Raw genomic sequence first — 12,564 nt, 5'->3', positions numbered from 1 at the left:
ATTCCGGCCCGGTGCTGTATGACTTTGGGCATCATCCGCCGAAAACGCTGGCCCGGCCAGCAATCGACCGATCAACGTATTGCGGAAAACCAGCAATGAACGCATCGCGGTCCCCGCGCGCTGCCACTCCGATGCGCTGACGAAATAGCTTTCCGGGTCGCTGCCGGGCTCGGTCAGATGCGCATCGTCGTGATGCCGCAGATGCGACTCGCGATACACGTGATAGGGGAACCACACGGCGAGCGGCGCGAAACCGAGCAGCGCGTTGACGAATCGCGAGCGCGTCGGATGACCGTGCAGCAACTCGTGCTGCAACGACATGTACCCTGCGCCGAATACGGCCAGCAGCGCGGCCGTCAGCGGCAGACCCAGCGGACGCGCGTGCGTGGCGGCACTGACCCAGCCACCGTAGATCGCGACGATCAGCATCCATGTCGGCCATTGCGTGCGCCAGGTCCGGCATGCGGCCAGACGGACGATATCGTTGCGCTGGGTGTCGTCGAGATAGATCGCCATCGTTGAATCGGTCCGAATGCATGTTCGAACCCGCGGTGTTGACTCGCAGGTTCAGACCGATCGTACGGGGCAACGCTGTGCGCCCGAACCATTTTATTGAGCAATGCATCTGCGCAATCGTGGAAAAGCGGGCGCGAATTCTGCGTGTTCGGCAAACGCTCAATGATCGTCCGCGACGCGGCACGCGTGATCGAGCAGCCCTTCGGCCGTGCCGCTGCCGCCTTCGATGTCGATGCCGCTGTTGACGATCAGCCAGCCATCCCGAGCCGCGGACGGTCCCGCGCCGGTAATCAGGATGGTTTGGGTGGCCATCGTCGCCGGATCAGGATTGTCGCGGGCGACGATCCGGAACGGGTTGTCGGCGCCGCTCAGCGAGTTCACCCGCATGATCCTGTAGCGCTCGCCATCGAGTGTCTCCCAACGCCACTCGCCGGGCGTGTCGTGAGCGTGATTGGCGAGCGCGGCGCTGGCTTCACGCCGCATGCAGTCGATGTGGATATGCAGCTGGTTTTGCGAGCGACGAGATTCGGAGTTGATTTCGAGGCCGAGCTGATCGTCGGGCAACTCACGTTTGACCGCTTGCTGCACGTAATGACGCGAATCCCACGCGTCACGCCAGTAGTCCTTCGCATCGGGCGCGAGGATCAGCGGACTTTCGATGCCGGTGATGCGATCGGTCGGCATCAGCAGAAACTGCGAGCGGCCGAGAATGTCCTTCAGGACGACGTAGCGTTTGTCGAGATCGACGACCGTGCATTGACCCGGTGTGCCCGTGGCCTGCTGCGACGGCACGCAGCGGATGTCGACGATCTTCCACAGCACGTTGGAATCGACCGTTGTGAGGCGCGCGCAGGCGCTGGCGGCGAAAGCGACCGCGAGCACGGCGCTCAAGTGAACGACGCGGCGTATGAGGCCGTGAGATGAGAGGGCGGTGGCGGGGGTCGTCATCGTCGCTTAGGGGGAGGTTCGGGCGGGCAAAGCGTCGGAATGCGGGCTGCAACGCGCAGGCATTAAAGCACAAACCTGATGGCGCGCACGTGAAACACGGGCTTCAAAGCACCGGCGCGGGCAACGTTCCCAGTACCTGTTCGAACGCGACACCGATGGCCAGCAGGCGCCTGTCGGAGCCGAGCGGTCCATCGAGTTCGAGGCCGACCGGCAGCCCGCTCGCGCTGATACCCGCCGGCAGCGACAGCCCCGGAATGCCGGATGTGCTGGCCGGGTCGGTATTACGCAGGAACGCTTCCATCGTATCGATCGGTGGACCGCCGTCGATCGTGACCGTCGACGAGCCGTTCAGATCGTCGATCGGTACCGCGACGAGCCGCGTCGTCGGAAACAGCAACGCGTCGAGACCGGCATTCGCGAACGTCGCGGCGACGTAGTTCCGCAGCCGCGGTCGCCAGTAGTTGAGCGCCGCCGAGTAGTGCGAGCCGAGCACGTCGGCGAGCACGTCGTCGTAGATCGCGCGAACATCCGGGCTCGCGATGCGCACGGCCAGTGCGGCGACGGTTTGCACCGGCGCCCGATTCGCGACCAACCACGCGAGCACGTCGTCGCGCGCTTCGTGAATGGCGAGCGGACCGCCGACCATCCCGTTCAGATACTCCAACTCATCCATCGCGACCGGCACGAACGTGACGCCCGCCGCTTCGAGCTTTTGCAGTGCGGCGCGCGCGACGTCCTCGACCTGTCGCTCGAGAGCATCCCACAGCGGCGCGGGCAAGCCGATGCGCAAGCCATCGAGCGCAATCGCAGGCAACGCGCCGTCGCCGGTGATCACGCCGTCGAGCAGCGCCAGGTCGGCGACGCTGCGTGCCATCGGCCCGACGGTGTCGCGCGTATGGCTGATTGGCACCACCGCGTTGGGGTCGTGATAGCGCCGCTCGGCACCGCCATTGCCGACCGATGGACGCAAGCCCGCGGTGCCGGTCAGCGCGGCCGGGATGCGGGTCGAGCCGCCGGTGTCGGTGCCGAGTCCGGCGGGCGCGATGCGCGCGGCGATCGCGACCGCGGTGCCGCCCGACGAGCCGCCCGGTATCAGCGACGGATCGTACGGATTGCGCACCGGCCCCGCGTGCGCGGACAGGTTGGTACTCGTGATGCCGAACGCGAGTTCGTGCATGTTGGCCTTGCCGAGCACGATCGCGCCCGCGTCGACGAGGCGTTGCACCGATGGGGCGTTGGTGTTCGGCACGAAGCCCGCGAGCGCGGGCGTGCCGGCCGTCGTCGGTAGACCTGCGGTGTTGATGTTGTCCTTGACGACGATCGGCAAACCGGCGAGCGGCAGACGTGCCCGTTGAGCCGGCGGCAATGCGTCGATGCGCTGCGCCGCCGCGAGCGCGCCGTGGAAGTCGAGCGTGGTGAGCGCATTCAGGTGCGTGAGCGCGGCGGCGCGCGCGAGCAGGGTGGCGACGTAGTCGGCGGCTTTGAGGCGGCCCGATTGCAGCGCCTCGACCGCTTGTGTCGCGCTGAGCGCGAGCTGTGCGTCGACGGTCCATGTCATGACCGGCGTCTCCGTATCGATGGGTGCGTCGCGGGCGGCGCGAGTTTCGACTGCATCCGTCGAAGTAGCGGACAGGTCACGCGGGCAGACAGCGAACGCAAGGGTTCACCTATTCTGGCACATCCGCCTGAAACCCGATGTCGGGCGATGCGCAACGCGTGTCGCGCTCGCTGTCATCGATATCGATGCGCTCCGGGATCGCCCTATTGGTGATTATCGATCCACATACGCCCCCAGTCCGACGCGTAGGCGAGCGCATGCTCTTCGTCGAAGAAGTAGTCGAGCGCGTCGAACGAATAAGCCTTGCGCGTATTCTCGTCGCGCTGCTCGATCGTCAGATTGGCGGCGAATAATCCGTTGGGGAGCAGTTGCGTTGCCGCTTCGACCTCGTAGCCCTTGTAGCGGATGTGTGAATTCATGATCTTGACTTGTCTGTGTGCCCGCGAATGCCGTGCTGAATGCCAATGCGTGCGGCGCGGCCCTGTCGTTGCCATAGGTGAGTGAAGCGGCGGGCAGGTCAAGCGTAGGGCGCGCTGCGCAGCGGGTGAACCAATCTTTCGTCGAAAGCAAATCAGCGCGGGGCCGGAGTGGTAATCAGAAGCCCGGATTGGATCGAAGTCGCTGTGTCCGGTGACTCTATTCGCGTGGAGGCACGGTGTCTGTTATGTGGCGCACGGTCGCTCGGCGCAAAGCGTGGCGCCGCGCGCGATTGCGGCGGCGTCACGGTGCCCGGGGAGTATTTCAGACCGCGTGCAGGACGCGCGCGGGACGACCGTCAGCGGCGATGGAGGCGGCGGGGCTCGGTGCGGAGGCCAGGCTCGCAGTCGCATGGCTCGACGCGGCGGGCGTGCCGTGCGCACGCTGTGCATTGAACGCGAGCGCGAACTGCGCGGCCTGCTGGCCGACGGTCGCGAGTTGCTCGATCACCTTCGGATCGGAGCAGCTGTTTGCGCTATCGAAGCGCGTCTCCAGCGTGTTGATGCCGGCACCGAAAGGCGTCGGCCAGCCACGCAGTGCATGCACGATCGAGCGAAGCGACGTCAGCACGGAGCCCGCCGCCTGCCAGCCGTAGGCGGTGACGATGCAGCCCACCGCGCGGCCATCCAGATACGGGCGCTCGTCGGCGCGCAATTCCTCGAGCGTGTCGAGTGCGTTTTTCACGAGCCCGGACACGCCGCCGTGATAGCCGGGTGTCGCGATGATCACCGCGTCCGCGCGACGCACCGCCTCGATCAGATCGAGTTGTTCGTCGGTGCGGGCCGGCTGTTCCGGCGCGTAGTGTGGCAGGCTGTGCAGAAAGGTGCCGCCGAACAGGCGGGTATGGGCGCCCGCGGCTTCGGCGCCGCGCAACGCGAAGGCGAGCGCGCGCTCGGTCGACGAGGCCGCGCGCGTCGTACCGCCAATACCGACGACGAGCGGCGGGCGGAAATGATCGGATCTGCTCAACGAAATGCTCCTTCGATTGCGGTTCACGGTGCGGCTGATGCGGAACTCATGCAGCGCTAGCAACGCACGTGCATGGCCGCGAACGGACCGGCCGGAGCGAACCGGACTTTGAAGCGTCATCTTAATGAGCGGCCGCCGCGCGCCTAAGCGACTTTTTGTTCTAACGATATAACCATGCATGAGCAGGTCGCCGAGCCGCTTCGCAATGCACGTGAGCGCGCGGCCGATAAGCATATGGCGAACCGTTGGTTGGGCGCGTGCGGGTCTGACGATAAGATGGGCTCGTCTCCTCCATGACATCTCCTTAGACATGGGACTCGGTCTCGCCACGCAAGTGGTGGGGCCTTTTTTTCGTGTGCCGTTGGAGGGCGATCTGCCGCCGTGCCATCGCGGCAATGCCGGCATGCGCGTGCTTGCGTGGAGGCCGGGTCACGATGACGCCGCTTTTAGCATGCTACGATGCCCGCAGTGATTTTTCGCGAGATCGAGTCCAGCATGGCAACCCTGTATGACACGCTCGGCGTGCCCACGCACGCCACCGACGACGAAATCAAGCGCGCCTACCGGAAAGCCGCGATGAAGTGGCATCCGGACCGCAACCACGGTGCCGAGGACGTGGCGCGCGCGGCGTTCCAGGAAATCAAGGACGCGTACGCGATCCTGTCCGATGCCGAGCAGCGCAACGTCTACGACGCGGTCTACACCGAGCAGATGCGCGAGTGGGAGGCGCAGCACACGCGTCGGCAACGCGCGCAGGCGAAGCGCGAGGCAGCGGCGCGCGCGGCCGACGAAGCCGCGTATGCCGAGATGGTGTCGATCGCGATCCGCTTCGCCGACCAGGGCCACAATCGCGACGTGCTGTTCGGCGTACTGCTCGGGCGGCAATGCGAACCGCAGCGCGCCGCGCAGATCTCCGACAGCGTCGCGGCGTTGCAGGCCGCGCGCCGCGACGAGGCGGACGCCGCGCAAAACGCCCAGCGCGCGGGAAAGACCGCGAAGAGCGCGCAAGCGGCGCAAGCCAAGGCGTCCGAGCCCGAACTGGCGGACCCCGCGCAAGACACCGGCACGGCCTCGCAAACCGCCCCTCACCACACGCAGCCTTCCAGACGCGAGAACCATGCGAAGCGCGACGAAACCGTCAGCGACATGCATCCGGCCGGCGCGCTCGGCAACCTGTGGTTTCAGTTCCTCAACAGCGCTGAAGTTCTGACCCGCCGCCGACGGCGACCGGGCCAAGCCCATCGTGCCGGACCGGCGGGCCGGCGGCAGCGTCGGTTGATCTGGCAAATATTGACAGGGTGCGAAACAGTGGGCCGGACACTGGTACACTGCCCATCGTTCGCAAAGTTGTGCTCTGTGCCCGTGAGTCGAGATACCTGGTGCGAATCCCGAGGCGCAAATAATAAATACGCCGTAGTGTCACGGGGGCGCAAGACTGGAGCGGCACAATTCCGCCCAGAGGCCAATAAAAAAAACATCGGTACGGGGTAAGCGTGTCCAGAATATATAAGGTGTTGTTTCTCTGCCGCGATAATTCGATCCGCAGCATCATTGCAGAAGCTTTACTGCGCGAACTGGCGGGGCACCGGTTCGAGGCGTTCAGCGCGGGCCCTGAACCGGCCGCGCGCCTTCATCCACTCGCGGTCGCGCAATTGCGGCCCGGCATTTCCGGGCGCGCGGTGCTGAGCCCTAAAAGCTGGCTCGAATTCACCGGCGAATGGGCGCCGCGCATGGACATCGTGATCGCGCTCGACGAATTCGTCGGCGGACTGCACGCGCCGGTATTTCCCGGCGCACCGGCGTTCGTCTATTGGACCATTACCGATCCGCTCGCGGGCGGCCACGGGTCCGCTGACGAGCAGGCCCGTCTTTTCGACAAGACCTTCTGGCAGATCGTCCGGCAGGTCAGCGCGCTTATCGAACTGCCGCAATATGCGCAGCCTGCCTCGAATCACGCGAATCTCGTCGATGCGGCGAATGCCGTCAATGCGGGGAATACGGTGAATGCCGCGAATGCCGTAAATGTGGCAAGCGGTGGCGCAAAACCGGTGCGTGGCACGGCGGTTCGTCTCGAAGCCGCAGCCATTGTGCCCGCGCCTTCGAGCGCGGCGGCCTGCACCTAGCGGTTATTCGGGCGCGCGAGCCGCGTGCCGGCGAACGGGTCATTCGACCAGTCCACCTGTTTTGTCGGTTGGGGCGCGGGCGCCGGTTTTGCGGCCAATTCGAAATGCTCAATGCTCTGGCCGGCACTAATAGCCTGCTTCAACCATTGCGGCATTTCGCCATTGCCGTCCCAGCTGTCTCCGGTCGCATTGCGATAGCGCTCAGCCTTTTTGGCCAATGACTCGGTCGCTAGCGCTGCGGCAAGGTCTTCTGGTCTGATACCAAACTCTTCCATACGATGGCGGAGATACGCAATCATGCTATCTCGCTTCCTTTCGTCCATAGGATATTCGTCCTTCTAAAACGTGCAGCGTGCTGTCGAAGACAGATTGCGGGGAAAAAGCTGCGAAGCGTCGAGCCCGACTGAATGGGGCCGCCCCGCGGTGGGGTTGTCGATTGATGGAAATGCCATGTGCCGGGTTAAAAAACGTTGCTCCCTGAATTGCAATACGGCCTCGGACAAAGACGGCCGCTGGAACAACCGACCCTCGAACCGAGGGTCTCGATCAGCAAATATTTCAGCATGTCGCAACGTGACGAACGAGGCCGGTAAGCCTGACGTTCGCTATGAAAAACTCTGTGTCTCGATGCAATGATTGCGAATGGATGGAGTCATTCCACGCTGTCTTTCACCGGACTTTCGTCGATGTGCGGGTTCGCTTTTTGTGCGTTGTAGCAACATGATAGCGCAATGCGCGAGCAAAGCACGCTTAGTTCATGTTGAATTTGTCGGTGAATGCGGTTTCTCGAACGGTGTGGACGATTGGCGACACCGCTGGAAGCTCCTGGATTGAATTCCGGGGTGCGCGAACTATAAAAGAAGGACGACAAGCTGCGAATGCAGACTTACAGCCGCCTTGTGCGCGCCGATTCCGCCGACGCTCGGGAACGCGTCGAGTATCGGTTGCAAGCGCGGTAATTCTTTATCTGTTTAGTTCGGTGACCCGTCGCAGCAGTAGCGCATTGGCATCGACCCGTTCCTCGGCCCGATTGGGCAGGTTGGCTGTTCGCGGATCAATTCTTGTGGAGGACGAACACTGCTGCGCCGGATTCGAGGAGTCCGGAAATGAGAGTACGTATATTGATGATTGCCGCGACCGCCGTTCTGTTTCTCGCGCCGAGAACGGCCATCGCGGAGGAGTTGAGCGGCCAGGCGGACCACACTGTGTCGGGTCGCGCGATGATGGAGCACGATGCGAACGAATCGGCGCAGGCGACGACCGACATGTCGTTCGGTCAGAACTGGGACCCGCGTGAGCAGGGCATACGCAACGCGTCGTATGGTGGTGTTCCGGCGGGCGAGTCGCAAGCGGGAGGCCGGCGCAGCCAGTCATGCTCGTTTAGCACGGAGTGCAAGACTTATTTCGGTCAATGACCAGAGTTCGCGAGCGGCAGCGGGGCGCCAGGAACGACCCCGGATCGCGAGGCGACGAACAGGTGCCGCGCGCTGCCGCCGCCTTTCACGCGCTTGATCGCAAGCGCATGCCATTTCACGCGAATGCCAATTCCCGCTGGGCCTCGGCGCAGCGCTCGCCGAGGCGAGCGACGATATCGTCGACGCCGCGCGCCGCGTCGTTTTCCGCCGCTTCGTAGTAACCGCGGAACTCCTCGAGCAGATCGCGCCATGACCCATGCCAGCGCGTTTCTCTTAGACAGGCGCCAGACGAATCGGCAATACGCAACACGCCGTTGTCCGGATAGAACGTCAGCGTGACGAGGAGGCCGTCGATGACGCAGGCGGCGGTGCAGGGGCGAGTCGTGACCATGTGTGGTGTCCTTTCGATAAACCAATGTGTGTGCGTTAGACGGTGACGCGAGCTTTAGCAAACGCTGTGCCTGTGATGTCCACATGACTGTGGCCATCGGCTCAGGCGTCCTAATTCGTTGCCTTGACGGCAAAATTCGCTCGATCAAAAGCCGTGTTCGCAGTATTCCAATGATTGACGACAATTTTTTGTATTCGTCGCGCAGCGATGCGTAATCGCTTCAGTATCATCCATTAAGGGTTTGTGCGGAGTCGTTCGGCGATTGCCAATCTGCCGCGCGCCACCGCTTTTCAACGCATCTCGAACGCGCCGATTCGACTGTTGTCAGGCAACCGGGCAGAGTCAGAGCGAGGACGGCGTCGCCGGGCATCTGAGCTCAGCGAATTGCAGCGATCATATTTTTATCGCAAATGAATCGCCCACCGTCAAAAAGATTTGACGCGGCAAACCGATTAATCGGGAATGGCGATGCGCCACTTTTCTTGCCATTCCTTTGCGCGTTTGCTAGCATCTCCGAAACCGTTTTAAATAGTCATAACGTTCGGCAATTTCCGGACCCGCTCACGTTGGGTCGCCCGGTAGTCCATCTCGTTGCGAGGAATATGTTATGGCTAGCTCTCTACCCCTCCGCTGACGCTCGCGGGAAAGCATGCGCAAAGCCGCGCGGCTCCTTGCGCAAGCTCATCCGACACGACTCCGCATACCGATTGCATCGCATGGAGAAGCACGCGCTTTTCGCGATCAGCTCTCCAGGACAAATCGACGCATTAGAAAGGAACCGCCATTGGTTTCAAAAAGCGTAACCCCGTCCGATAAAAGCGATTAATAGTCCGTTTTTCTGTTTATTCGAAGCGACTGCACTTGCCGTTGCTAAGCGTAGTACGCGATCTGCGACAAACCATTTGCCGTAACATCGACGCAATCAAAAGGAGCATTTCATGGCTTGTAATTCAACGGACTCCGGGCTCATGCGGGTGAAGGCGATCGCGGTTGCGTTGGTGGTTTGCGTGTCCGCGGCGGGTCCGGCGCTGGCACAGGACAACGCGGCCGCGTCCGCGCCGGAACAGCGGGCAATTGGCGCCGCGGCGCTGCTGCACGTTCAGGCGCGCGTCGTCGCGATCGATCCCGCGACGAACAGCGTGACGCTGCGCGGCCCGCAAGGCGGCGAGGAAACTTTCGACGTGAATCCGCAAGCCGCCGACGTCAGCAAGCTGCATGTCGGCGACGTCGTGACGATTGCGTACAAGAAGGCGGTGCTGGTCGGCGTCGACAAACTCGCGCCGAACGGAATCCGCCAGCGCATCGATACCGAAGTCACGCAGCCCGCGGCCAACGGTGTCGTTGCATCGGCGCGGCGCGTCGAGGTCGTCGCGACGGTGCGCAAGATCGATCGCAAGAAGCGCACGATCACGCTGCGCGGGCCGTCGCGCACGGAAACGCTCGACGTGGCGCCGGACATTGCGCTCGAGAAACTGAAGGTCGGCGATTCGGTGCGCGCGGTGTTCGTCTCGGCCATCGCGGCGTCGGTGTCGCGCAATGGCGCGGACGTCAAATAACGGCGATCGAGAAGGCTTAAATAAACTACGCTGAAGCGTATCGAGGTGCACGGCGTAGAACCGCAACCGGCGGTTCGATGTCGCGCGCCGGCCATTGCGGCTCAGGTTTCACGATGGTCATCGCGTCGCGCGCGAAGGAGCGGGGAATGGAACAGAGCGAAACGGAAACCACTGCCGAATCGGAGCGCAAACGGCTGGTCCGCAGCAAGATACACGTGGGCCTCGCGGCGCTCGGCACGTTATCGTCGGTGTTCGGGATCGGCATAGCGATCATCGGCGGGATCAACTACGACCAGACCAAGGTGCTGGTCGGCGTCGGCATCATCGTCGTGTCGACCATTCTGTATGTCTCGATGCTTTTCGTCGCTGCCGATGATTAGCCGCTTCGCTTCCCTTTAGCGCTCGCTCCCGCTGCCGATCCACTTTTGCTATCGCCCCCGCGAATAGTCGAATTGTTGGCGCATCGCGCCGCCCGTATATTGGCTGCAGCGATATACGACAACTCGATGGCACGCCGCACGGCGGCCTACAGGAGCGCAGCAATGAATCGAATCGATCTGGAGGGGCGCACGGTCGTCATCACCGGCGGCGCGCGTGGCATCGGCTACGCGGTCGCGCAGCGGGCGTTGCGCTCGGGCGCGTCGGTCGCGTTGTGGGACGTCGATAGCGAACGGCTCGCGCGCAGCCAGCGCGAGCTGAGCGAACTCGGCAAGGTGAGCGCCATCACGGTCGAGCTGACCGACGACGCCGCGGTCCAGCAGGCCACCGCGCAAACGGTCGCCAGGCACGGCTCGATCGACGTGCTGATCAACTGCGCGGGCATCACCGGCGGCAACGGCACGACCTGGGAGCTTGCGCCCGACATGTGGCGCCGCGTGATCGACGTGAATCTGATCGGCCCGTACCTGACCTGCCGCGCGGTCGTGCCGCAGATGCTGAAGCAGGGCTACGGCCGCATCGTCAATATCGCGTCGGTGGCGGGCAAGGAGGGCAATCCGAATGCTTCGCACTACAGCGCATCGAAAGCGGGGTTGATCGGGCTCACCAAGTCGCTCGGCAAGGAACTCGCGACCAAAAACATCCTCGTCAATGCGGTCACGCCGGCCGCGGCCAAGACCGAAATCTTCGATTCGATGTCGCAGCAGCACATCGACTACATGCTGTCGAAGATTCCGATGAACCGTTTCCTGCTGCCGGAAGAAGCGGCGTCGCTGATCCTGTGGCTGTCCTCCGAAGACTGCGCGTTCAGCACCGGCTCGGTATTCGACCTGTCGGGCGGCCGCGCCACCTATTGAGCGCGCTGCTCGCGCATTGCTCACGTCCCGCAGCGTATTGCACACGCGTCGAACGCGCGGTGTCGAGCCGCTTCGACGCCTCTTCCACGGAGCCCTTTCATGGCCATGCCTACCATCCGGCACGTGCGTGCCTTCATCGTTCGCGGCGGCGGCGCGGACTATCACGACCAGACCGGCGGACACTGGATCGACGATCACATCGCGACGCCGATGGCGCGTTATCCCGAGTACCGCCAGAGCCGTCAGTCGTTCGGCATCAATGTGCTCGGCACGCTGGTCGTCGAGATCGAAGCGAGCGACGGCACCGTGGGCTTCGCGGTGACGACCGGCGGCGAGATCGGCGCGTTCATCGTCGAAAAGCATCTCGCGCGTTTTCTCGAAGGGCAACTGGTGACCGACATCGAGAAGATGTGGGACCAGATGTACTTCGCGACGCTGTACTACGGGCGCAAGGGCGTCGTGCTGAACACGATTTCCGGTGTCGATCTCGCGCTGTGGGATCTGCTCGCGAAGGTTCGCAAGGAGCCCGTGTATCAGCTATTGGGCGGCCCGGTGCGCGACGAGCTGGTGTTCTATGCGACCGGCGCGCGGCCCGATCTCGCGAAGGAGATGGGCTTCATCGGCGGCAAGCTGCCGTTGCAGCATGGTCCCGCGGAAGGCGAAGACGGACTCAGGCAAAACCTCGACAAGCTCGCCGACATGCGGTCGCGCGTCGGCGACGACTTCTGGCTGATGTACGACTGCTGGATGAGCCTCGACGTGCACTACGCGACGCGGCTCGCGCAAGGCGCGCACGAATACGGCCTCAAATGGGTCGAGGAATGTCTTCCTCCCGACGATTACTGGGGTTACGCCGAACTGCGCCGCAACGTGCCACGCGGCATGATGGTGTCGACCGGCGAGCACGAGGCGACGCGCTGGGGCTTCCGGATGCTGCTGGAGATGCAGTGCTGCGATCTGATCCAGCCCGACGTCGGCTGGTGCGGCGGCATCACCGAGCTGATCAAGATTTCCGCGCTCGCCGATGCGCACAACGTGATGGTGGTGCCGCATGGGTCGTCGGTGTACAGCTATCACTTCGTCGTCACGCGCCATAACTCGCCGTTCTCCGAGTTTCTGATGATGGCGCCGAAAGCCGACGAAGTCGTGCCGATGTTCAACCCGCTGCTGCTCGACGAGCCGGTGCCGGTGAACGGGCGCATGAAGGTGCCGGACACGCCGGGCTTTGGCGTGCGGCTCAATCCGGAATGCGCGCTGGTGCGGCCTTATCAGCATTGAACGTGTCGAACGTTTTGAACCTGTGCCGAACGGCGAAC

General features: G+C 63.3%; 12 protein-coding genes and 2 pseudogenes. 7 read left to right on the top strand and 7 right to left on the bottom strand.

Features of this window, described 5'->3' with window-relative positions; translation table 11 throughout:
* Positions 1-39: 39 nt before the first annotated feature.
* The 5 genes and pseudogenes from OKW28_RS03830 to OKW28_RS03810 form a co-directional block, all read right to left on the bottom strand.
* Positions 40-516, bottom strand: a pseudogene (locus tag OKW28_RS03830) (fatty acid desaturase); the annotation flags it as partial.
* Positions 517-675: 159 nt separating this feature from the next.
* Entirely contained in the window at positions 676-1,464 is a 789-nt protein-coding gene (locus OKW28_RS03825) for a CDP-diacylglycerol diphosphatase (RefSeq protein WP_429443848.1), read from the bottom strand.
* A 103-nt stretch (positions 1,465-1,567) separates the two neighbouring features.
* Positions 1,568-3,022, bottom strand: coding sequence for an indoleacetamide hydrolase (iaaH, locus tag OKW28_RS03820; RefSeq protein ID WP_429443847.1), 1,455 nt, complete (start codon positions 3,020-3,022; stop codon positions 1,568-1,570).
* Between the two features lie 203 nt (positions 3,023-3,225).
* The gene (locus OKW28_RS03815) at positions 3,226-3,441 is read right to left on the bottom strand and encodes a hypothetical protein (protein ID WP_008917353.1); all 216 of its coding nucleotides are present in this window, start codon (positions 3,439-3,441) and stop codon (positions 3,226-3,228) included.
* A 322-nt stretch (positions 3,442-3,763) separates the two neighbouring features.
* Positions 3,764-4,588 (bottom strand): NADPH-dependent FMN reductase, encoded by an 825-nt coding sequence (locus tag OKW28_RS03810; protein WP_429443846.1) that lies wholly within the window; start codon positions 4,586-4,588, stop codon positions 3,764-3,766.
* A 375-nt stretch (positions 4,589-4,963) separates the two neighbouring features.
* On the opposite strand from OKW28_RS03810, the pseudogene OKW28_RS03805 reads away from it, so the two are divergent.
* Positions 4,964-5,662: pseudogene (locus tag OKW28_RS03805) on the top strand (J domain-containing protein); the annotation flags it as partial.
* A gap of 299 nt (positions 5,663-5,961) precedes the next feature.
* The gene (locus tag OKW28_RS03800; protein ID WP_429443845.1) at positions 5,962-6,591 is read left to right on the top strand and encodes an arsenate reductase ArsC; all 630 of its coding nucleotides are present in this window, start codon (positions 5,962-5,964) and stop codon (positions 6,589-6,591) included.
* Here the strand turns inward: OKW28_RS03800 and OKW28_RS03795 are convergent.
* Positions 6,588-6,914, bottom strand: coding sequence for an H-NS family nucleoid-associated regulatory protein (locus tag OKW28_RS03795; RefSeq protein ID WP_429443844.1), 327 nt, complete (start codon positions 6,912-6,914; stop codon positions 6,588-6,590). The two genes, OKW28_RS03800 and OKW28_RS03795, sit on opposite strands and share 4 nt — an antisense overlap.
* Before the next feature lie 783 nt (positions 6,915-7,697).
* On the opposite strand from OKW28_RS03795, the gene OKW28_RS03790 reads away from it, so the two are divergent.
* Positions 7,698-8,006, top strand: coding sequence for a hypothetical protein (locus OKW28_RS03790; RefSeq protein WP_429443843.1), 309 nt, complete (start codon positions 7,698-7,700; stop codon positions 8,004-8,006).
* A gap of 115 nt (positions 8,007-8,121) precedes the next feature.
* Here OKW28_RS03790 and OKW28_RS03785 read toward each other — a convergent pair whose 3' ends face one another.
* The gene (locus tag OKW28_RS03785) at positions 8,122-8,397 is read right to left on the bottom strand and encodes a hypothetical protein (protein WP_429443842.1); all 276 of its coding nucleotides are present in this window, start codon (positions 8,395-8,397) and stop codon (positions 8,122-8,124) included.
* A gap of 938 nt (positions 8,398-9,335) precedes the next feature.
* Here OKW28_RS03785 and OKW28_RS03780 point away from each other — a divergent pair.
* From OKW28_RS03780 to rhmD, 4 genes are all read left to right on the top strand, one after another.
* Positions 9,336-9,953 carry a copper-binding protein gene (locus OKW28_RS03780; RefSeq protein WP_429443841.1) on the top strand — a complete coding sequence of 206 codons (618 nt, stop codon included), beginning with the start codon at positions 9,336-9,338 and terminating at the stop codon, positions 9,951-9,953.
* Between the two features lie 146 nt (positions 9,954-10,099).
* Complete coding sequence (locus OKW28_RS03775) at positions 10,100-10,333, top strand: hypothetical protein (protein ID WP_429443840.1); 234 nt, start codon at positions 10,100-10,102, stop codon at positions 10,331-10,333.
* A gap of 162 nt (positions 10,334-10,495) precedes the next feature.
* Positions 10,496-11,248, top strand: a complete 753-nt coding sequence (locus OKW28_RS03770; protein ID WP_429443839.1) for an SDR family NAD(P)-dependent oxidoreductase — start codon at positions 10,496-10,498, stop codon at positions 11,246-11,248.
* Positions 11,249-11,347: 99 nt separating this feature from the next.
* The gene (rhmD, locus tag OKW28_RS03765) at positions 11,348-12,526 is read left to right on the top strand and encodes an L-rhamnonate dehydratase (protein WP_429443838.1); all 1,179 of its coding nucleotides are present in this window, start codon (positions 11,348-11,350) and stop codon (positions 12,524-12,526) included.
* Positions 12,527-12,564 lie beyond the last annotated feature (38 nt).

The organism is Paraburkholderia sp. 40 (genome assembly GCF_050434105.1).
GTDB lineage: Bacteria > Pseudomonadota > Gammaproteobacteria > Burkholderiales > Burkholderiaceae > Paraburkholderia > Paraburkholderia tuberum.
The sequence above is the reverse complement of the archived record's forward strand: the minus strand, read 5'-3'. Positions and strand labels throughout refer to the sequence as shown.